Origin of the sequence: Solibacillus daqui, from assembly GCF_028747805.1 — a bacterium.
In the GTDB taxonomy this organism is placed as follows: Bacteria; Bacillota; Bacilli; order Bacillales_A; family Planococcaceae; genus Solibacillus; species Solibacillus daqui.
On record NZ_CP114887.1, the window covers coordinates 2,996,657 to 3,016,583 of the forward strand.

Genomic DNA, 19,927 nt, shown 5'->3' on the forward strand with positions numbered 1-19,927 from the left:
GGGATTATAAAATGATTGTCGAAGAAATTATGAACAGGGAATTACATACGCTAACGCCAAAAAACTCTGTGCGTGACGCCGTGCGCTTAATGCGTGAAAAAAATATCCGTCATGTTCCAATAATTAATAAAGAAAAAAAGATAGTAGGAATCATTACAGACCATGACATAAAAAAAGCACTTCCTTCGTGCCTAAGAGAAGAGCCAAATTCCACTATTTACGATGCAGCAATTGAAGAAGTTATGACGAAAAATCCACTTGTTGGCCATCCACTCGATTTTGTAGAAGAAGTCGCACTCACATTTTATGAATCTAAAATTAGCTGCTTACCGATTGTTTCAGCTAACGAATTGATCGGAATCGTGACAACAACCGATTTACTGTATACGTATATCGAATTAACAGGTACAAATCAACCGGGCTCTAAAATTGATATCCGTGTCGATGATCGCCCAGGTATATTGTTTGAAATTACAAAAGTATTTCATGAAAACAAGGCCAATGTATTAAGTTTACTCGTCTATCCAGATGGTGAAAGTGAAACAACTAAGATTTTAAGTGTCCGATTACAAGTAATTAACCCACTACAAATTATTGAAGCTTTACGAAATCAAGGCTACGACGTCCTGTGGCCACATGTGCCTGGCGTAACACTATGAAAAAAGCTGTTTTTATTTATTCGCCAGATCAGCTCAATTACAAATTTTCGGACACTCACCCGTTTAATCATAAACGCTTACATTTAACTATTGATTTACTTAAAAATATCGATGCTCTATCCGATGATGACATCGTACCTGCGCGCATGGCAACCGATGAAGAAATCGCACTTGCGCATGACCCACAATATATTGAAATCGTCAAAAAGGCAGGTCACGGTGAACTCACTTCTTTACAAGGTGAGCCTTATGGCATTGGTACAGAAGATACACCGATGTTTACAAACATGCATGAAGCAAGTGCGCTGCTAGTTGGTGGTACACTACAAGCCGTTGACTATGTGCTACAAGGGAAATCCGAGCACGCTATTAATCTCGGTGGAGGCTTACACCATGGCTTTCGCGGGCGCGCATCAGGATTTTGTATTTACAATGATAGCAGTATAGCTATTAAGTACATACAAGAAAAATACGGCTTACGCGTTCTCTATGTCGATACGGATGCTCATCACGGGGACGGCGTACAATGGTCGTTTTACGATGACCCAAATGTGTGCACCCTCTCCATTCATGAAACAGGTCGTTATTTGTTTCCGGGTACAGGTAGTATTACCGAGCGTGGCAATGGTGAAGGTTATGGAACATCATTCAATTTCCCGATAGACGCTTTCACTGAAGATGAAAGTTTTTTACAAGTATATGAGCAATCCATGCGCGAAGTGTTTGAGTTTTTTAAGCCTGATGTTGTGTTAACACAAAATGGAGCAGATGCACATTACTTTGACCCACTTACACATTTATATGGCACAATGAATATCTATAAAGAAATCCCTAAACTTGCACATAAATTAGCACATGAATATTGTAATGGACGATGGATTGCAGTTGGTGGTGGTGGTTACGATATTTGGCGTGTTGTACCCCGCGCTTGGAGCTATATTTGGACAGAAATGACCGATCAACAAGCGCCAACTGGTCCTCTTCCCCAAGCATGGTTAGAAAAATGGCAAGTAGAATCACCGGTACCATTCATTCCAACATGGGAAGATCCCCACCCATTATACGAGGCTATTCCACGTAAAGCTGAAATTGAGGAAAAAAATGCACAAATGCTAGAAAAAGCCTTACATATGGTTCGTTCAGAGAAAAATCGTATATAAGTGTAGTAACTATGCAGTCTTTTACAAGTTTGCATAGTTTTTTGATTGGAATATATTAAGTTTTTCGGTGTAATCCGTATAAGATACGACAAGCACTCGTGCTATTTCACGAGAGTTGTACATATCTAAAGTTCGTTTGTTTTTCACAGCAAATACTGAAAAAATGAACTATAATAATCTTATTAACGGATTGGAGGTTTTTTTATGTATAAACATATCTTACTAGCTGTTGACGGTTCTGAAAATTCATTACGAGCAGCACAGGACGCCGTAAAAATTGCTTCTGAAGAATCGTTCATTGAGCTATTTTCTGTCATTCCAACAGAAGGTATTACATCGCAAGCTGTACGTGCAGGTACTTTAGACAATTTAGAAGCAGAATATGCTCAAAAATTAAAGCAAGAACAAGAATACATTCAAGCAAATCATCCAAATTCCAAATTAACAATCGTACACGGCCCAGCTGGTCGTATGATTTCAAACTATGCAAACGACAAAAAAGTAGACTTAGTAGTTATAGGTTGCCGTGGCTTAAACCCAATGCAAGAAATGGTGTTCGGTAGCGTAAGTACCTATGTAACAAAAAACGCAAACTGCTCCACTTTATTAGTTAAATAATTCAAAAAGGGGGACAACCAATAGTAATTCTAGGTTGTCCCCTTTGCGCCAAAAATGAACATAAGCACAAGGCTGATCATGAAGAGCGTATTGTCCAAAATCTTTCTACGTTTTGAATAGCTCCTATATTTATTTACTTGAATCGCGTTGTTCCACACGGTGAGGCAGGATGACATGCTGCTCATCTATTTCCTCTTTGTTCATAAACTTCGTCAGTAATCGCATTGCTACCGCGCCGATATCGTATAGTGGCAATACAACACTTGTAAGCTGTGGGCGTACCATTCGTGCTAATTTTGAATTTTCAAAGCTGATGATTTCAACATCACCTGGCACCGTTTTACCACTGTCTTGAATACCGTGAACTAAACCAATTGCTAATTCATCATTGCCAACAAAAATTGCCGTTGGTGGTACATCAAGTGCTGCCAATGTAGCCCAGGTTTCTAAGCCATCATCATAAGAGTCATCCCCTGCTACGATTAACGCTTCATCAATTTCGATATTTGCCTGTGCTAATGTATCTTTATAAGCCGTTAACTTATGTTGACCATTCACCGTATATTGCAGTGGGCCAGATACGAAAGCAATACGTGAGTGCCCGTTGCTAATTAATAGTTGGACTGCTTCTTTTGCCGCTGTGTAATAATCGATATTAACCGATGCAATTTCTTCCGTTTCACATATTGACCCTGCTAGCACAATAGGCACCGGACATGTTTCAATTGCACGCTGAATGTTTTCCGTTACTTCTTCACTCATCATTACAATACCATCTACCTGTTTGCCAAGCATTGTATCAAGTAATGAAAGCTCTTTTTCTTCATTTTGGTCTGAATTTGCTAAAATAATGTTATAGCGATACATTGTTGCAATATCTTCAATGCCGCGCGCAAGCTCAGCATTTAAATTGTTTGAAATATCAGGGATGATGACTCCTACTGATGTTGTTTTTTTACTCGCTAGCCCACGTGCAACCGCATTTGGACGATATTCAAGTCGTTCAATAACTTCTAATACTTTTTTTCTAGTTGTCGGCTTAACATTTTGATTTCCGTTTACTACGCGTGATACTGTCGCCATCGAAACATTAGCCTCGCGTGCAACATCGTAAATTGTGACAGTCAAACTAATCTCCCCCTTTAACTTGTAAATTCAATAAATGATGGCCTAACCCATATTTATGTATAACATCATCATATAATACTTTCATTTCCATTTTCAATCTAAAACCAAGTAATTTACTAGATTTCTCCTAATATTATGAACAACTCGTGTTGCATATAATCATATTTAATACAAGTTAGCAAGGGACTGTATTGAAAGTTGATTACTTTCCGCACAGTCCTTCATGGTGAGCTTAGTCTTGTCGATTGAGAATCTTTTGTTGTAAGGCTACATAAATTTGAATTTCTTCATTTGTTAATGCCGAAAATAAATCTAAATGTATTTCTTTTCCTATCTTGTTTGCTTCAAATAATGCTTGTTTCCCTTTATCTGTAATGCATAATCGAATTATGCGACGATCATTTTCGTCGAATACTCGCTCCGCTAACTGATTCGTAACAAGCTTATTCGCAATACTTGTCATTGCACCTTTCGTATAGCCTAAACGATCTGCTAATTCCACTTGTTTAAGTAGCCCATTATCTTTTAATTCTAATAATACTAAAATTGGAGAAATGCCGATTGGATACTTAAATTTTTTTGTAAATTTGACAATGTTTTCATTATTTATTAATTCAGTCATGTGAATCAATTGAAAAATATTTTCCTTAGTGATAAAAAGCACCCCTAGCTCACAAATTTATTAGTGTTATTATACTGAAACACCATTAACCATAATGATTTAGCCAATGATGTATCTCGCGTCTTCAGAAGTTAAAAATACAGCAACTTCGCCGAAATTTTTTTCTGGCTCACCCCACCAACCTAATGGAATACGGTTTAATGTCGCTTCATCCATACTTGTTTACAAACCTCTACGACAGGAATGTTTGAAATTGGTCTAATCAAGTTAATATTATATTTATCCAACTATTTCTGTTGCAACATGAATGACTTCTTTTGACGATACATAACCACCTTATATTGGTTGACCAATTAAACCAATGCCTATAATAATAACAACTTTATCTATTAATTTCATTAAATAACACTACCCATGTTGAACTAATTCCATTGTAAAACACAAATAGTTTACAAGTAAACCATTCACTTATAAACCTTTAACATTTTGCTCTCACTATTATGTTCTTCAAAAATAAAACAATCCCTCTAATAAACATCAGAGGGATTGTTTATATTATTTTGAAACTTCGTATTGCTTCATGAATTTTAAAATTTCATTGTAGAACGCATTAAACGTTGGGATGTCCATTTGTTGTTGTTGATCAGATAACGCAATAGATGGATCTGGGTGCACCTCAGCCATTACACCATCTGCACCGATCGCGATTGCCGCTTTTGCACACGGTAATAATAAATCACGACGACCTGTAGAGTGTGTTACGTCTACCATTACTGGTAAATGCGTTTCTTGTTTTAAAATTGGTACAGCTGAAATATCTAATGTATTACGTGTTGCTTTTTCGTACGTTCGAATACCGCGCTCACAAAGAATGATGTTTTCATTCCCTTTTGACATGATATACTCTGCAGCGTGAATGAACTCGTCGATTGTTGCTGCTAAACCGCGTTTTAATAATACTGGCTTGTTCGTTGCACCTGCAGCTTTTAATAATTCAAAGTTTTGCATGTTACGTGCACCGATTTGGATAACATCAATGTAATCTAAAGCATGATCTAAATCAGATGGTGTTACAATTTCTGTAATGACACCTAAGCCATATTCTTTAGATACTTCTTTTAAAATTTTTAAGCCGTCTAAGCCTAATCCTTGGAAATCGTATGGTGATGTACGTGGTTTATATGCACCACCGCGAATTAATTTTAAGCCTTTTTCTTGAATTGTAGCAGCAACTGCTGCAACTTGCTCGAATGATTCAACCGCACATGGTCCGAATACAAAAGAAGGTGTACCTGAACCAATTAGCTCACCGTTCACATTAATGACAGTATCTTCTGACTTTTCCTTACGTGAAACCAGTAATTCTTTTTTCTTTTCTGCTTCAAGTTGCTTTAAAGCCGTTTTGAAGATTTGTTTGAAAATATAATCAACCGTCATTTGATTTAATGGACCATTGTTATTTTTCTTAATTAAATCAAGCATATGACGCTCACGTAATGGATCGTAACGGTTTACGCCTTGCTTTTCTTTAATTTTACCGATTTCTTCTACGACAGCGGCACGTTCGTTAATTAAACGTAAAATATCCAAGTTCAAGCTGTCAATTTGGATACGTAAGCCTTCTAAATCTTGTTGACTCATATTCCTCTTACCCCTCTTCTTTGCGTATCCGGCACTTTAAGATAACTTAAAAGTATGATACATTTTTAAATAATAAGCTTATTATAATCAACTCTCACCAAATTGTCACGCATTTTTAATTTAGCGCTTCAACTCGCTAAAGTTAATTGCAGAAATAGTTAGAAAGGAAGCGTTTTCAAATGACCAATAAATTATTTGCACTTGATATCGGTACTCGTTCAGTTGTAGGTATTATTCTAGAACAACTTGGAGACCAATACCATGTATCCGATATTTTAGTAAAAGAACATAAAGAACGTGCGATGGTAGACGGCCAAATACATAATGTTTTATACGTTGCAGAACTCATCAAAGAAATTAAAGCCGAATTAGAACAGGTACATGGGCAATTACAAAAAGTAAGTGTAGCCGCAGCTGGTCGTGCTTTAAAAACTGAGCAAGCAAGCGTTACTATTTCAATAAAAAATCGTCCAATTTTTACCGAAGAGGATATTAACCGCTTAGAACTTCAAGCGGTTCAACAAGCTCAGCAACAGCTTCTACAACAAAAAGGAGATGCAAAAAATAACCATTATTATTGTGTAGGTTATTCAGTACTACATTTCCGTTTAGATGGTGAAGAAATCGGTAGCCTCCTTGATCAGCAAGGCGATGAAGCAACAGTTGAAGTCATCGCTACATTTTTACCACGTGTCGTTGTCGAATCATTACTTGCCGCATTAAAACGCGCGGATTTAGAAATGGAGGCTTTAACATTAGAGCCAATCGCGGCTATTAATGTATTAATTCCACCAACAATGCGTCGTTTAAATGTTGCGCTTGTTGATATTGGCGCAGGGACATCCGATATCGCGATTACCGACAAGAGCACTGTAGTGGCATATGGGATGGTACCAACTGCTGGTGATGAAATTACCGAGGCATTAAGTGACCATTATTTACTCGACTTTCCGATTGCCGAGACAGCAAAGCGACAAATGCATACAAACGATGAAATCTTAATTCAAGATATTTTAGGCTTTGACCAATACTTCCCTCGTGAAGAAGTGTTACAAGCAATATACCCCGCTATCGAAAACTTAGCAAAATCAATCGGGGAAGAGATTTTACGTTTAAACAACCAGATTGCGCCAAAAGCGGTGATGCTTGTTGGCGGTGGTAGTTTAACACCAAACTTACCTGAAGAAATTTGCAAAATTCTACAATTACCAACAAACCGAGTAGCTGTACGTGACGTCAATGCTATTCAAAACTTAACGCGTGCCGAGCATATCGAACCAACTCCTGAACTTGTTACACCTATTGGAATTGCCATTGCAGCTCAAAAAGCACCCGTTCACTATATGTCTTTAACAGTAAATGAACAAGTTGTTCGGTTATTTGAGCTAAAAGAAATGACTGTTGGCGATGCATTTTTAGCCGCAAATATTCGTGCGAAGCAACTTTATGGAAAACCAGGACACGGATTATCAATTACAGTAAACGGACAAAGTATATTTGTTCCAGGCGAACATGGCCAAGCTGCCCAAATTTTAGTGAATGGTGAAGCCGCATCGACAAAAACACAAATTAAGAGCGGTGATAAAATCGATCTTATTCCAGGTCTTGATGGTGCCGATGCAAAAGTATCTGTCCGAGAAATTATAGATGGTGCCACAATCAAGTCGATTACCATTCAAGAAAATCTGCATATGATTGAACCAAGAGTCCACGTTAATGGTACCATCGTAAACTTAGATACGGCTTTAGTGGATCGCGATGTTGTTATGGTCGAATCAATTGAAACAATAGAAGATGCTTTTAAGCACACAAATAATTTGATGCAGTTACAGCAATTTAATTCCTATTGTGTGCATATCGATGGCAAGCCATTATACTTGCCTGAGTTTTCATCACAGCCTTCGATAAACGGCAAACCTGTTAAAATTAATTACCCTGTTCAAAATGGCGATGTAATCACTTTTGATCAAAGCTCTTTACCAACAGCTGATCAAATCGCTGCACATTTGGATATATTGCTAGAAGAAAAAGTGGTCGTAACCTTCCAAAATGAACAGGTAGAGCTCATGAAGCAAGCTCGCGAATTTTCCGTCAATGGTCATGTTGTTGAGAGCGGCTCAACCGTACCGAATGGCGCAACAATTAAAATTTTAGAAAAAGATATGAGCAAATGGATTTACCAAGATGTATTCCGCTTTTCAACATGGCAGCTGCCAACCACATTTAAAGGTTCATTTACGATTTTACGAAATGGACAACCATCAATGTTTGATGCTGAAATTTTCGGCGGTGACCGTTTAGAAATCCAATTATCTGAACAAACCGTTTCACAATAAAAATTAGCGTCAAAAGTAAATAAATAATTATCTCCGCTAATTTTCCATTTAAAAACGGCTCTCAAAATGCTTGAGAGCCGTTTTTATTATTCTACATCCGTATGACGTGTTGAGTTTGCAACGTCGCCCTGTGTAACTTGTGCTTCTTCTTCAGCAATTCCATCGATTATTGCTTCATACTCATTTCCAAGTGGTTCTTCACCCTCAGAGGAGACCGTACCATCATCCAAAATCGGTGCTTGTTTTGCCGTTTTTGCTTTTACTTTTTCTACAATTGTTGTAGATTGTTCCTTAAGTTGTGATGATAGTTGTACAGTTTTTTCTTTCGCTGTTCCTGATAGCTCAATCCCTTTATCCTTAAGTGTTACCGCTTGAATGGCTACATCATTACGCAATTCGCTACCTGCTTTTGGTGCAAGTAATAAGGCCGTTGCTGCTCCGACAATACCACCGACTAATGCACCAATAATAAAATCTTTTCCGTGAATTTTATCATCCCCATAAATGGCGTCATTAATTTGCGTAAAATCTTGAGTTGCGTTGTAATTTACTGGTTGTTCTACCTTCATAACAAATCTCCCCCTTATGTCATAAAATTAATAATTATTTACGTTTAAAAAATCCAAATTTTTGCTTTGGTTCCATCGCTGGAGGTGTTTCATTTGTTTTTGTACTTGTATAGACAATGTCATCTTGGTTAATCGGCTTGCGTTGACGCCATTGGTCAGCAATTCCCATCGCAACATTGCTCCACTGAACAACTTGTGCAATTTTTTCTTCGTTTTTGTGAACCTCTGTAGAAATCGAAGAAGTAACTTTTTGTATTGAGGTGTTTAAACTATTGACTGAATCACCAACACCTTTTACTGCATGAATAACAGAGTTTAATTTCTCTGATTTATCCGAAATATCATCTGCTAGAGCATTAGTTTTTGTTAGTAGGCTCGTTGTTTCACGTGTGATGCCTTCTAGTTGCCCTTCAATTCCTGCTACTGTTCCCGCGATTGAATTTAATGTATTCTTTAATGAAAACAGCGTCATACCAATACTTATACATAAGACTAAAAAGCCGATTGCTGCCACAAGTGCTGCAATATAAAGCACTACTTCCATCCAATATGACCTCCTCTATCTAATTCAATTTAAACATTCAACAAAAAATAAGACAATCCCTTTTCTATAAATAGAATGACAATTTTGTCCACATTTACATATTCCCCATTCAAACTTGGAATAAAACACAAATTTTTGATATATGTATGAAAAACAGCTTAGCCAGTCGTGCCGGTAAGCTGTTTGATTGTTTACTATTTTAAAATGGCTTCGAATGCTTCTTGATATTTATGCACGTCGCCTGCACCCATAAATAGGAATACAGCATTGTCGTATTTTTTCAAGTGATCGATTGTTTCTAATGTTAATACTTCACAACCTTCAATTAAGTTTGCTAAATCTTGAATTGATAGCTCGCCTTGCTTTTCACGGGCTGATCCGAAAATATCGCATAAATATGTCGCATCTGCTGGGCTCAAGCTATCCGCAAAATCTTGTAAAAATGCCTTTGTACGCGAGAATGTATGTGGTTGGAAAATAGCCACTACTTCACGCTCTGGATATTTTTGACGTGCTGATTGTAATGTTGCTGCAATTTCTGTTGGGTGATGTGCATAATCATCCACTAAAACCGCATTTCCAATTTTTGTTTCTGTGAAGCGGCGTTTAACACCACCATAAGTCAATAAACGTTCCTGCACTAAATTTGCTGGTATACCTTCATAATGGCATAACGAAATTACTGCAAGTGAGTTTAGTACTGTATGGTCACCAAATAACGGGATAAAGAATTTACTATAAAATTCATTGCGCACATACACATCAAATTCAGTACCTTCTGTAGTTTTCACGATGTTGCGTGCTGCAAAATCATTTTCTTGACCGAAGCCATAGTAAACAACTGGTACATTCGCTTGAATTTTTTGTAGTTGCTCATCATCCCCACAAGCGATAATTGCTTTATTTACTTGGAGCGCTAACGATTGGAATGCACTATATACATCCTCAATATCGCTAAAGTAATCTGGGTGATCGAAGTCGATATTCGTCATCACAGCATAATCTGGGTGATATGCTAAAAAGTGACGACGGTATTCACATGCCTCCATAACGAAATACGCAGCATCTTCTTTCCCTGCTCCTGTGCCATCTCCAATTAAAAATGAAGTCGGCATAAATCCACCAATAACATGACTCATTAAGCCTGTTGTTGATGTTTTACCATGTGCACCAGTAATTGCAATAGATGTGTAACGGTTAATATAGTCGCCTAAAAACTTATGATAACGGATTACTTCTACGCCTAATTCACGTGCACGTACTAATTCAGGATGCTCGTCAGGAAATGCGTTCCCCGCGATTACTGTTAATCCTTCTGTAATATTATTTTCGTCAAATGTTAAAATTTCAATTCCTCGGTCGCGTAAAGGCTGCTCCGTAAAATAATATGTGTCGACATCAGAACCTTGTACGTACTCTCCAGCATCAAATAAAATTTGTGCAAGTGGACTCATGCCTGAACCTTTAATACCGGTAAAATGATAGCGTGTCATTATTGTTAAAACCCTCCTAGGATGCAACGATCCCATTGAATTAAAATATTTCAAATTCTTTATACATTATAGCACTAAATACACGGAACGATAATAGAACAACAATTCAAATTATTCTTTTTCATGTATTTTTTAGTTCTTTAGTCACCAAACTGTAAGACTAAATCCTCTTCCGTAATAAAGACGTCTCTCGGTTTACTTCCTTTTGGCTCGGAAACGTACCCTTGACGCTCTAACATATCAATTAATCTCGCCGCACGATTATAACCGATATGGTATTTACGTTGTAACAGTGAAGTAGAAGCCGAACCTTGTTCATAAACAAAACGGCATACTTCTTCAAACAGCTCATCTTGTTCTTCGATTGCTTCAGATCGTTTTAATAGTTCTTCTTGTTTGAAAATGTATTCAGGCTCCCCTTGTTCACGAACAAAATCAATAATTTCTTCGATTTCATCATCCGTTACAAATGTACCTTGAATACGTGTTGGTGCTGACATACCGTTACCTAAATATAGCATATCCCCTCGACCAAGTAAGCGCTCAGCTCCTTGTGCATCTAAAATTGTTCGTGAATCAATTTGCGATGAAACTGAGAAGGCGACACGTGTTGGGATGTTTGACTTAATTAAGCCAGTAATAACATCCACCGATGGACGTTGTGTCGCGACGATTAAGTGAATACCTGCTGCACGTGCCTTTTGCGTAATACGGCATATGCTATCCTCTACATCTTGCGGTGACATCATCATTAAATCCGCTAACTCATCAATAACTATTAATAAGTATGGCAATTTCTGCGCGTGCATGCCATTTTCATCACACATTTTATTGTATGCTTCAATTTTACGTGCACCGCTATGCATAAATAACTGATAACGTCTTTCCATTTCTTCAACTGCCCATTTTAATGCTGCTGTTGCGGCTTTTACATCGGTAATAACCGGACTTACTAGATGCGGAATATGGTTAAACGGCGCTAATTCAACCATTTTCGGGTCAATTAACATTAGCTTTAACTCATTTGGATTGGCTTTGTAAAGTAAGCTCACTAAAATGGAGTTAATACAGACCGATTTTCCTGAGCCTGTAGCCCCCGCGATTAATCCATGTGGCATTTTTCGTAAGTCAATTGTAACTGGCTTCCCTGTTAAATCTAATCCTAGTGCCGCTTCTAATGGCGAATCTGAGTTGCGGAATGATTCAGAATCTGTCACTTCCGAAAGCCTTACAGAACGAGAAATACGGTTTGGAATTTCAATACCGATTGAGCGTTTCCCTGGGATTGGTGCATCAATACGGATGTCCTTTGCAGCAAGAGCTAATTTTATATCGTCCGCTAAATTACGCACTTTACTTACTTTCGTGCCTTGACCAACTGTAATTTCAAATTGTGTAACGGCTGGTCCCTGTACGATTGACTCAATATTCGCTTGAATTTGGAAATACGACAATGCTTCAACTAAATTTTCACCTTGTTCGTCCATCCAATCACGGTCTTCTATCATTTCCTCTGGCGGCACTAAATAATCTAGTGGTGGTTTAACATATGGTATGCGTTTTTTAATTGGCTCGATCATTGGTTGTTCTTCAATAATGGGCTCTTCTTCTACTGTTGAAGCTGATTCATGTTCATCTTGTACTATGTCTACAGATGTGGGTAGTTGTATTTCGTCCTCAATTACAACCTGTTGTTCATCTTGTTCATCTTGTTCATCTTGTTCATCTTGTTCATCTTGTTCATCTTGTTCATCTTGTTCATCTTGTTCATCTTGTTCATCTTGTTCATCTTGTTCATCTTGTTCATCTTGTCCATGCTGCTCTAACTCTTCTTTGCTAGTTTCACGATCTAACAGTCCAATTGCTGTTGTTTGTGGTTGTTGGTCTAGCTCAGTTAACGCTCCTACAGTTTGTTCGAATGCTTGTGGCATCAATATCACTGGGGCTTCCGTTTCAATTTCTGACTGTTTTTCAAATTGAATTGGTTGTTCCTGTTGAACAGCGTTTTCCACGTGAGTTTCTTCTGTAATAGCTTGCGGTTGATCTTCAGTTATTTGTAGAACTTCCTCAATAATCTTCTCTACTACTGTATCTTGTTCAAAAAGTTTTGGTTCTTCGATTGCCTCTTCAACATCAGATTGTTTGAATTGCTGTGCAACAAATTGCTTTGTTAATAGCTTCTGTTTATCTGATTTTAACATCAAGACATTAAACGGTAAGCGACTTCCTGTAGGCTCTGGTTGCACTTGCAATGAATTTACTTGCTGTGCTTGCTCAATAATTTTGTCTTGCTCCTTCTGAGGTAGTTGCTCCACATTTAGCTGCCCAATATGAATCGTAGAATTTTCAATCGTGACATGCTTTACCTGCACATCATTTAAAGCCTCTTCTACTGTAGACTCTTGAGGTACTTGTTTATCCTCTGCCAATAATATCACTGGTGGCTCAGCTTCTTCAGGTAGTGGCTCGAGAATTGCGATGTCACTTTCTACCGCAACTGGTTCATCTTCAAATAAAATTGGTTCTAAAGCTTGAATTTCGATTTCTTCAGCAATTGCTGGTTCCATATTTGTTGCGACAGGTTGGTTTTGTTCGATATCTGCAGCTTCTAACACTGCTATCCGCTCGATTGTAGTAGCAATTTCTTCGACAATCACTTCATTCGACGGCGCATCTTGTACAATTGGCTCAATTGGTTTAGGAGGCAGAATATCTTCCACAACTTCTGATGCAGCTACCTCATGTTGTACTTGTTCATCAATAGGTTGAGGTTGTTTTAAGTTTTGTTGTTGGCCATGTTGCTTTTCGATTAACTGCTCAATCGGTGTCGGTTTCAAAAATCCATGCACCGGTGATGGTACGTCAGTTGGAACAAAGCGTTTACGATTTTCTAACGGATTGACGAATTCCCTGTTGATGTTTGAATCTTCCCGCATAGGATTTTTTGTTAATATTTGTCGTTCTTCCTTCGTCACAGGAACATTACGTACCTGCTCTGGTGTACGAATAACATTCGAATGTCCCTTACCTTTTCGGCGACGCTCTAATAAATCACGAATGCCGGAAACCTCAACTTCTAATATTTCATTTGTTGGTCTCTTTTGTAAATGATTCGGTAGTGATAATTGTGCTCGATCCTCATCGTAATAGCTTGTCGTTTGTGGCTCGACATGTTGCTGCTGTGATTGTGTCTCATATTCGTCATCAATTAATGGAAAACGAAATGTCTTTTTTGGCTGCTGCGGCTCTTCGTAAAAATCTTGCTGTCTCTGACTAATTTGTTGAGCTGGTTGCTCGACTTCCTCAAGGTATTCCTCATAATAATCTTCATTTTCATCCAATTTAAATAATTTATTAAATTGATTTTTAACCCAACTCATTTATTTCACTTCTTTCTATCAAAACATTGCCTTACAAATAGTTTATTTGTATCGGTCTTTCATAAAATACGTCAAAAAAATATATTTCGTACTACCTAGTGCGAAATGCTATTTTTTCTAATGTAGATTTCATTGAAATAATTTATACTTTTTTATCCACTAAAAATATGTATACCTCAAAAGCATATCATATTTATTGCATAAATGCGCACATCACAATGTTTTTTCAAGGCAAAATAAAAAGTCAGTACGAAAGACTACGCTACGTACTGACTATTGTTTCAATTATCGAGTTGGTACTGTAAATGCACTACCTACTTCAGCAGTTTCTTCTAATACTAAAATCCCTTTTACTTCTGGTGCGCCTGGAATTGCTAGCTCACGCGCTGAACAAAGCATACCGAATGAATCTTCGCCACGTAAGTTACCTTCTTTAATTAATAAACCTGATGGCATCACTGCACCTACTTTTGCTACCACTACTTTTTGACCTGCATCTACGTTTGGTGCACCACATACAATTTGTAATGTTTCTTCACCAACGTTTACTTTACAAACGCTTAATTTATCTGCATTTGGGTGCTTTTCTTTTGATTCTACTAAACCTACAACAAATTTAGGTGTGAAATCTACGTCTAACGAAATTTCTACGCCGTTTTCTTTAATTGCAGCTTCTAATTTTTCTACTAATTCAGGTGTTACTTCTACGTTACCTGCTACATCAAGTGCCACGTATTTGCTCGCATTAAATAAATTGAATGCTTTTACTTCACCCGTCGCTTCTTCTTTTAAAATCGCGATGTCACCAACTCGCTCCATTTGTGTTTTTACGATTGATTCCATTGCTAATTGAACTAATAATACGTCCCCTACATGTACTTTGTTGTAAGCTACTTTCATAAATATTCTTACTCCCTTTTCTTGTTTTTCGCTAAAATAAAAATTGGTTCGAAACGACCATCTTCATATACAAATGAAAGGCTCGTAATTGGAACGGCCCCCACTGTAAAGAAGTGCATCGTCATCTGTGCTAATACATCATAACCTACATCGTTACGAATATCACCAATAATTAGTACATCTTGGTGTGGCACAGACACCGTCATTTCGCCTTCAATTTGACTGGCCATCTCTTTTAAGAAACCGTCATTTAAAATACGACTCGCATCATAGCCGTCATTATGATTTAAAAAATAATAGACATTGCCCGAAACTTCATCACGTTTGACAGAAGTCGGTAATTTTTTGACAGAAAACCGTGCCATCTCACGTACTTGCTCCGCTGTAATGTTTAATTTGGGCAGCATCGATTCATCAATTAAGCGATACGTTGTGCCTAAATCAAGTGCATAAAAAATGCGTGTTTCTGCAGTATGATCTGTTGTGACAAATGCGTGCCCCTCATTAGACTTTTTTTGGAAGGAAGTCGAACGAACAACTGGATACACTGATGCTAAGCCTTCAAAACCCTGCTCTTGCTCATGTGTCATTGCTGCAAAGGTTTGCTCAATTGTATAAACGACTTCATCGATTGCTCGTTGTTTTTTTGTTTCATATTTTGCTAAAATTTCTGCTAAAGAAATATCCATACCACGTCTAATTACTTTGTTATCGAGACGCAATTTATCATGTTTTTCATCGAATATGAATGTATAATGTGCTTCACCTAATCTTTTTTTCAGTTCCGCTACTAATTGTTTCGATTCCATGAGGTCACTCCTTTTCTATTAGAAAAACACAATTCGCGCCAAATAGCGCGAATTGATGTATTTTCTTATGTAGATTTCCTTGGAAAATGCATACAATCTTATCTACCAACACAAAACGGTCCACAACTGTGAACCGTTTTGAAATACTCTAACTATTGTAGCAAAATTTAAGTTGCATTACTTAGTTGAAAGCTTGTATTACTTAATTACTTTTACTGATTGTGCAATTTCCATCATGTATTGTAACTTTTCATCTAATTTTTTCTTGTCAGAAATCGTTGTCATTTTTACGCCGCCAACACTAACAATTAGTTCAAACTCTTCTTCATTCAATTGATTTACAGCAGAAAATCCAAATAAATCCCCTTTTTCAAACTTCTTATCTTCAATAATATTCGTCTTCGCATCTTGCTTTAAAATGTCGTAATGTAATTGGCTATTTTCGGTTTCATTTGGATTAACGAATAAAATATATGAATCTTTGCCATTAATAACTGTGTAGTTTGCTTCATCAATACCTTTTTCAATATTAAAGCCGTTTGGTAAATAAAGCTCGATATGACCCATCGACTTATTTGTTGCATTTGGTTCGTTTGTAAATACAGATTCTGCATTTTCAATCCCTGTTGCTGTTTTTTCTTCTACCGTCTTGCCACAAGCAGATAATACAAGCATACATAAAGCGGCTAACAGTATGTGACTCCATTTTCGGTACATCTTAATCACTCCTTAAAACCTTATAATGATGATTGTTGTTTTTTTAATTTAAATAATACTTGCCCAATAAGTAATGTGACAATATGTTCAAACATTTGCTTTCGATCGATTAAATCATTTGTAAAAATTCCTATTGCTCCTTGGTGATGGCGAATATTTTCGATATCGGTATAGACGTCCATTACTGGGCCAAGTTCCTTCCCCATACGAAGCTCCTGCGCTATAACTTCTGGCAATGCAAATTGTGCCCCTGAACTTGAAATAACTGTACCATCTTTCATTGCCACTGCACCCCAGTTACAGCAATACATTACACCACCAATTTCATCGACGCCACCTTCTAAACCAAATGCTAAATCAGCATTTGTTTTAAGTAAAGTGTTACGTGCGCGATTTACTGCACCTTGACGGGTTTCTTCATTTGAAAATGGTTGCACTGATACATCTGAGGCAACTTCTAAATTTTCAAGTTGTGCATCAGGAAAATATTTAGACACAATAGCTTGTACTGCGCCTACTTTTGCTTTATTTTCTGTCCCTACTGCGATTTTCATTCATTCATCTCCAAATTGTGTTGTAGATTTTTAGTTTAGAAAACTCATTTCACATCAAATGCGCGAAATATTATTTTTCTTATGTGGACTCCTAAAAAAATTTACTCTCCAATAAAAAACGAGAATGCGAAAAACACCACATCCTCGTATTATAACATTAATATACTTTTTTACACGTTTGCACGAATTGAATCGATTGTTGAACGGTCTGCTGATCGAATCAGTTTTACTAATAACTCTTTTGCAGCTGCATAGTCATCAACATGGATAATGGACGCAGATGTATGGATGTAACGCGAGCAAATACCGATAACTGCTGAAGGAATACCGTCGTTTTGTGTATGCACGCGACCTGCATCCGTACCACCTGGTGAAACGAAGTATTGATATGGAATATGATTTGATTCAGCTGTATCTAATACGAATTCACGCATACCTCGGTGTGTCACCATAGAACGGTCGAAAATACGTAATAACGGTCCGTTTCCTAATTGACCAAATTGCTCTTTATCACCCGAAGTGTCGTTTGCTGGTGACGCGTCAAGTGCAAAGAAAAGGTCTGGTTGAATCATATTTGCCGAAACTGCTGCACCACGTAAACCAACTTCCTCCATTACGTTTGCGCCAGAATAAATGTGGCTCGCTACTTCTTTGCCATGCAATTCTTTTAATAATTCGATTGCTAAACCACAGCCATAGCGGTTATCCCAAGCTTTAGCCATAATTTTTTTCGGATTTGCCATTGGTGTAAATGGACAAACTGGAATGATTGATTGACCTGGGCGTACCCCTAAGTTCATCGCATCTTCTTTAGAATCCGCGCCGATATCGATTAGCATGTTTTTAATATCCATGGGCTTTGCACGTTCTGCATCTGTTAATAGATGCGGTGGAATTGATGCAATTACACCCGGAATTTCACGATCTTTTGCATACACTGTTACACGCTGAGCTAGCATTACTTGGTTCCACCAGCCACCAAGTGTTTGGAAGCGAATCATACCGTTATCTGTAATTGATGTTACCATGAATGCCACTTCATCCATATGACCAGCTACTAAAATTTTTGGCGCATTTTCGTCTTGTGCTTTACGTACACCAAAGATGCCACCTAAATTATCTTGAATAATTTCATCTGAGTATTTTTCTAATTCAGAACGCATGAAGTTACGAACAGCACGTTCATTTCCTGGTGCACCAGGGAGTTCTGTTAATGTTTTAAATAAATTCAATGTATCTTGATTCATGTTAGACACCTCAAAATTAGATTTTTTCCATTATAACATAAATTCCAAATAATATTTCGAAATTCGAACCTTCTATTTTTTGTACACAAAATTCAGAGTATGTTAAAGTAAATGTAGATTATATTTTTGAGGGGGATTTTTCATGAATGTAAAAGATTTTGCTCTTGGCGTGGTGACAGGTGTTGCAGCAGCAGTCATCGTCAAAGAAATGTCAAACCGTGTCGTTCCATATGCAAATCCAGACAATATTTTAGAAAATATTAAATCGGAATTTAAAAAACAAACACCAATTGATGGCTCATGGATTTATATGAAAACTGAAAACTACAGCAATGGCTTTACTGAAATCCCAGTATTTAAAGGTGGAATTACCCGTACGGTAGAAGGCGAAGTTGAAAATTTTGAATTTGCTGCAGATGCACGTTCTGGGGCAATCGTAAATATTGAACAAGTGAAGTAATTCCAAAAGAGGGGCTGTGCAAAAAGTGTTTACTTTTTGCACAGCCCCTCATGTATTTATAATTCGCTTTTGGCGACAGTCAGATATAGAAACAATGCTAAAAACGTCACGTCCTGTGACACGCATTTATAACCAGCTTTATGCTAGCCTCCATCTTCGGCGTAAAGGGAGTATCCCAGAATTACTTCTTAGGGTACTCTCTTTGTCATTTAAAAGATGATTTTTGCTTGTTTTGAACGCTCTAGACGATCGGTAATTTCTTTACCTGTCGCGTCCCATTGAATCATGCGATAGTAAGCATCATGATAGAAAATAAAGCGGTAGTTATTCGCTAATGCTTCCTTTAGAATCTTTTCTTTCGCAAACACACTTGTCATTGGATAATCATCATACGCTAATACCCAAAGCGGGTTTTGGTGGGCATGTGTTGGCATTATATCTGCCATGTGTAGCGCTACTTCTCCATTTTGCTCAAGGCGAATGACTGCATGTCCATCACTATGACCACCTGTATGGATCATTGTAATGCCAGGCGCGACTTTTAGCTCACCATCAAACGGTTTTACTAAATGCTGCACAGGCTCCCAATTGTCCTTCCAGTACGTATTTTTAGAGCGTAAATTTGGCTGACGCATTTCATCCCATTCAGTTTGCGTCACGAAAATGTCTGCATTCGGAAATACCGGCACAAGCTGTTCGCCTTGCCATTTCGTTAAGCCCCCTGCATGGTCAAAGTGTAAGTGTGTCATTAAAATCGCATCGATATCGCCAGGTGTCATGTCGAGTTCGGCTAGGCTTTGTTCGATTGTTGATTCTTCCGAAACACCAAAATTGCGAAGCTGCTTTTCATTTAACTTCCCAGCACCAACGCCAGAATCGATTAAATAATTTTTCCCTTCGTATTGAAGTAGAATCGGCTCACAAGGTAATTCAATTTGGTTTAACTCATTCACTGGATATTTGCGTGACCACAGTGCTTTTGGCACTACCCCAAACATTGCCCCGCCATCTAGTGCTGTGACACCCCCATCTAACCAAGTTAGTGTCATGTTGTGAAATTCAAAACGATCCATTAATCCATCCCCCAAAT

At 37.7% G+C, this 19,927-nt stretch carries 18 protein-coding genes; 5 read left to right on the forward strand and 13 right to left on the reverse strand.

Annotated elements, in window-relative coordinates; genetic code table 11:
• The first annotated feature begins 11 nt into the window (after positions 1-11).
• From O7776_RS14625 to O7776_RS14635, 3 genes are all read left to right on the forward strand, one after another.
• Positions 12-659 carry an acetoin utilization AcuB family protein gene (locus O7776_RS14625; RefSeq protein ID WP_274307751.1) on the forward strand — a complete coding sequence of 216 codons (648 nt, stop codon included), beginning with the start codon at positions 12-14 and terminating at the stop codon, positions 657-659.
• Positions 656-1,819 carry an acetoin utilization protein AcuC gene (locus tag O7776_RS14630; protein ID WP_274307752.1) on the forward strand — a complete coding sequence of 388 codons (1,164 nt, stop codon included), beginning with the start codon at positions 656-658 and terminating at the stop codon, positions 1,817-1,819. The genes O7776_RS14625 and O7776_RS14630 overlap by 4 nt, the downstream gene beginning before the upstream one ends.
• A gap of 204 nt (positions 1,820-2,023) precedes the next feature.
• Positions 2,024-2,437, forward strand: a complete 414-nt coding sequence (locus O7776_RS14635) for a universal stress protein (protein ID WP_274307753.1) — start codon at positions 2,024-2,026, stop codon at positions 2,435-2,437.
• 129 nt (positions 2,438-2,566) lie between these two features.
• On the opposite strand, the gene ccpA is transcribed toward O7776_RS14635, so the two are convergent.
• The 3 genes from ccpA to O7776_RS14650 all read right to left on the reverse strand — a co-directional run bounded on the left by ccpA (position 2,567) and on the right by O7776_RS14650 (position 5,828).
• The gene (gene ccpA, locus O7776_RS14640; RefSeq protein ID WP_274307754.1) at positions 2,567-3,565 is read right to left on the reverse strand and encodes a catabolite control protein A; all 999 of its coding nucleotides are present in this window, start codon (positions 3,563-3,565) and stop codon (positions 2,567-2,569) included.
• 232 nt (positions 3,566-3,797) lie between these two features.
• The gene (locus tag O7776_RS14645; RefSeq protein ID WP_274307755.1) at positions 3,798-4,187 is read right to left on the reverse strand and encodes a MarR family winged helix-turn-helix transcriptional regulator; all 390 of its coding nucleotides are present in this window, start codon (positions 4,185-4,187) and stop codon (positions 3,798-3,800) included.
• A 555-nt stretch (positions 4,188-4,742) separates the two neighbouring features.
• Positions 4,743-5,828: a bifunctional 3-deoxy-7-phosphoheptulonate synthase/chorismate mutase gene (locus tag O7776_RS14650; protein WP_241369489.1), complete on the reverse strand. Its 1,086-nt coding sequence runs from the start codon at positions 5,826-5,828 to the stop codon at positions 4,743-4,745.
• A gap of 179 nt (positions 5,829-6,007) precedes the next feature.
• On the opposite strand from O7776_RS14650, the gene O7776_RS14655 reads away from it, so the two are divergent.
• Positions 6,008-8,164, forward strand: coding sequence for a cell division protein FtsA (locus O7776_RS14655; RefSeq protein ID WP_274307756.1), 2,157 nt, complete (start codon positions 6,008-6,010; stop codon positions 8,162-8,164).
• A gap of 86 nt (positions 8,165-8,250) precedes the next feature.
• Here the strand turns inward: O7776_RS14655 and O7776_RS14660 are convergent, their stop codons facing one another.
• From O7776_RS14660 to O7776_RS14700, 9 genes are all read right to left on the reverse strand, one after another.
• Positions 8,251-8,733, reverse strand: a complete 483-nt coding sequence (locus O7776_RS14660; protein WP_274307757.1) for a YtxH domain-containing protein — start codon at positions 8,731-8,733, stop codon at positions 8,251-8,253.
• Positions 8,734-8,767: 34 nt separating this feature from the next.
• Positions 8,768-9,277 carry a DUF948 domain-containing protein gene (locus O7776_RS14665; protein ID WP_274307758.1) on the reverse strand — a complete coding sequence of 170 codons (510 nt, stop codon included), beginning with the start codon at positions 9,275-9,277 and terminating at the stop codon, positions 8,768-8,770.
• Between the two features lie 194 nt (positions 9,278-9,471).
• On the reverse strand, positions 9,472-10,770 hold the full coding sequence (gene murC, locus O7776_RS14670) for a UDP-N-acetylmuramate--L-alanine ligase (RefSeq protein ID WP_274307759.1): 1,299 nt from the start codon (positions 10,768-10,770) through the stop codon (positions 9,472-9,474).
• Positions 10,771-10,910: 140 nt separating this feature from the next.
• On the reverse strand, positions 10,911-14,150 hold the full coding sequence (locus O7776_RS14675) for a DNA translocase FtsK (RefSeq protein ID WP_274307760.1): 3,240 nt from the start codon (positions 14,148-14,150) through the stop codon (positions 10,911-10,913).
• Between the two features lie 285 nt (positions 14,151-14,435).
• Positions 14,436-15,050, reverse strand: coding sequence for a YtpR family tRNA-binding protein (gene ytpR / locus O7776_RS14680; protein WP_274307761.1), 615 nt, complete (start codon positions 15,048-15,050; stop codon positions 14,436-14,438).
• A gap of 8 nt (positions 15,051-15,058) precedes the next feature.
• A complete protein-coding gene (locus O7776_RS14685; RefSeq protein WP_274307762.1) occupies positions 15,059-15,859 on the reverse strand; it encodes a DUF1444 domain-containing protein in 801 nt (266 codons plus the stop codon).
• Between the two features lie 198 nt (positions 15,860-16,057).
• Positions 16,058-16,576 carry a hypothetical protein gene (locus O7776_RS14690; protein ID WP_274307763.1) on the reverse strand — a complete coding sequence of 173 codons (519 nt, stop codon included), beginning with the start codon at positions 16,574-16,576 and terminating at the stop codon, positions 16,058-16,060.
• Between the two features lie 20 nt (positions 16,577-16,596).
• On the reverse strand, positions 16,597-17,130 hold the full coding sequence (locus tag O7776_RS14695) for a DUF84 family protein (RefSeq protein ID WP_274307764.1): 534 nt from the start codon (positions 17,128-17,130) through the stop codon (positions 16,597-16,599).
• Positions 17,131-17,300: 170 nt separating this feature from the next.
• Positions 17,301-18,377 (reverse strand): M42 family metallopeptidase, encoded by a 1,077-nt coding sequence (locus O7776_RS14700; protein WP_274307765.1) that lies wholly within the window; start codon positions 18,375-18,377, stop codon positions 17,301-17,303.
• A 142-nt stretch (positions 18,378-18,519) separates the two neighbouring features.
• Between O7776_RS14700 and O7776_RS14705 the strand changes: the two genes are divergently transcribed.
• A complete protein-coding gene (locus O7776_RS14705; protein WP_274307766.1) occupies positions 18,520-18,837 on the forward strand; it encodes a hypothetical protein in 318 nt (105 codons plus the stop codon).
• A gap of 209 nt (positions 18,838-19,046) precedes the next feature.
• Here the strand turns inward: O7776_RS14705 and O7776_RS14710 are convergent, their stop codons facing one another.
• Positions 19,047-19,910: a YtnP family quorum-quenching lactonase gene (locus O7776_RS14710; protein WP_274307767.1), complete on the reverse strand. Its 864-nt coding sequence runs from the start codon at positions 19,908-19,910 to the stop codon at positions 19,047-19,049.
• Positions 19,911-19,927 lie beyond the last annotated feature (17 nt).

Bases quoted from the DNA above. Each gene is read 5' to 3' on its own strand.
- O7776_RS14690 (WP_274307763.1), bottom strand. From the start codon at position 16,576: ATGTACCGAAAATGGAGTCACATACTGTTAGCCGCTTTATGTATGCTT.
- O7776_RS14700 (WP_274307765.1), bottom strand. From the start codon at position 18,377: ATGAATCAAGATACATTGAATTTATTTAAAACATTAACAGAACTCCCT.
- O7776_RS14695 (WP_274307764.1), bottom strand. From the start codon at position 17,130: ATGAAAATCGCAGTAGGGACAGAAAATAAAGCAAAAGTAGGCGCAGTA.
- O7776_RS14710 (WP_274307767.1), bottom strand. From the start codon at position 19,910: ATGGATCGTTTTGAATTTCACAACATGACACTAACTTGGTTAGATGGG.
- O7776_RS14625 (WP_274307751.1), top strand. From the start codon at position 12: ATGATTGTCGAAGAAATTATGAACAGGGAATTACATACGCTAACGCCA.
- O7776_RS14660 (WP_274307757.1), bottom strand. From the start codon at position 8,733: ATGAAGGTAGAACAACCAGTAAATTACAACGCAACTCAAGATTTTACG.
- O7776_RS14635 (WP_274307753.1), top strand. From the start codon at position 2,024: ATGTATAAACATATCTTACTAGCTGTTGACGGTTCTGAAAATTCATTA.
- O7776_RS14685 (WP_274307762.1), bottom strand. From the start codon at position 15,859: ATGGAATCGAAACAATTAGTAGCGGAACTGAAAAAAAGATTAGGTGAA.
- O7776_RS14705 (WP_274307766.1), top strand. From the start codon at position 18,520: ATGAATGTAAAAGATTTTGCTCTTGGCGTGGTGACAGGTGTTGCAGCA.
- ytpR (WP_274307761.1), bottom strand. From the start codon at position 15,050: ATGAAAGTAGCTTACAACAAAGTACATGTAGGGGACGTATTATTAGTT.
- O7776_RS14665 (WP_274307758.1), bottom strand. From the start codon at position 9,277: ATGGAAGTAGTGCTTTATATTGCAGCACTTGTGGCAGCAATCGGCTTT.
- O7776_RS14655 (WP_274307756.1), top strand. From the start codon at position 6,008: ATGACCAATAAATTATTTGCACTTGATATCGGTACTCGTTCAGTTGTA.
- O7776_RS14650 (WP_241369489.1), bottom strand. From the start codon at position 5,828: ATGAGTCAACAAGATTTAGAAGGCTTACGTATCCAAATTGACAGCTTG.
- O7776_RS14675 (WP_274307760.1), bottom strand. From the start codon at position 14,150: ATGAGTTGGGTTAAAAATCAATTTAATAAATTATTTAAATTGGATGAA.
- O7776_RS14645 (WP_274307755.1), bottom strand. From the start codon at position 4,187: ATGACTGAATTAATAAATAATGAAAACATTGTCAAATTTACAAAAAAA.
- murC (WP_274307759.1), bottom strand. From the start codon at position 10,770: ATGACACGCTATCATTTTACCGGTATTAAAGGTTCAGGCATGAGTCCA.
- O7776_RS14630 (WP_274307752.1), top strand. From the start codon at position 656: ATGAAAAAAGCTGTTTTTATTTATTCGCCAGATCAGCTCAATTACAAA.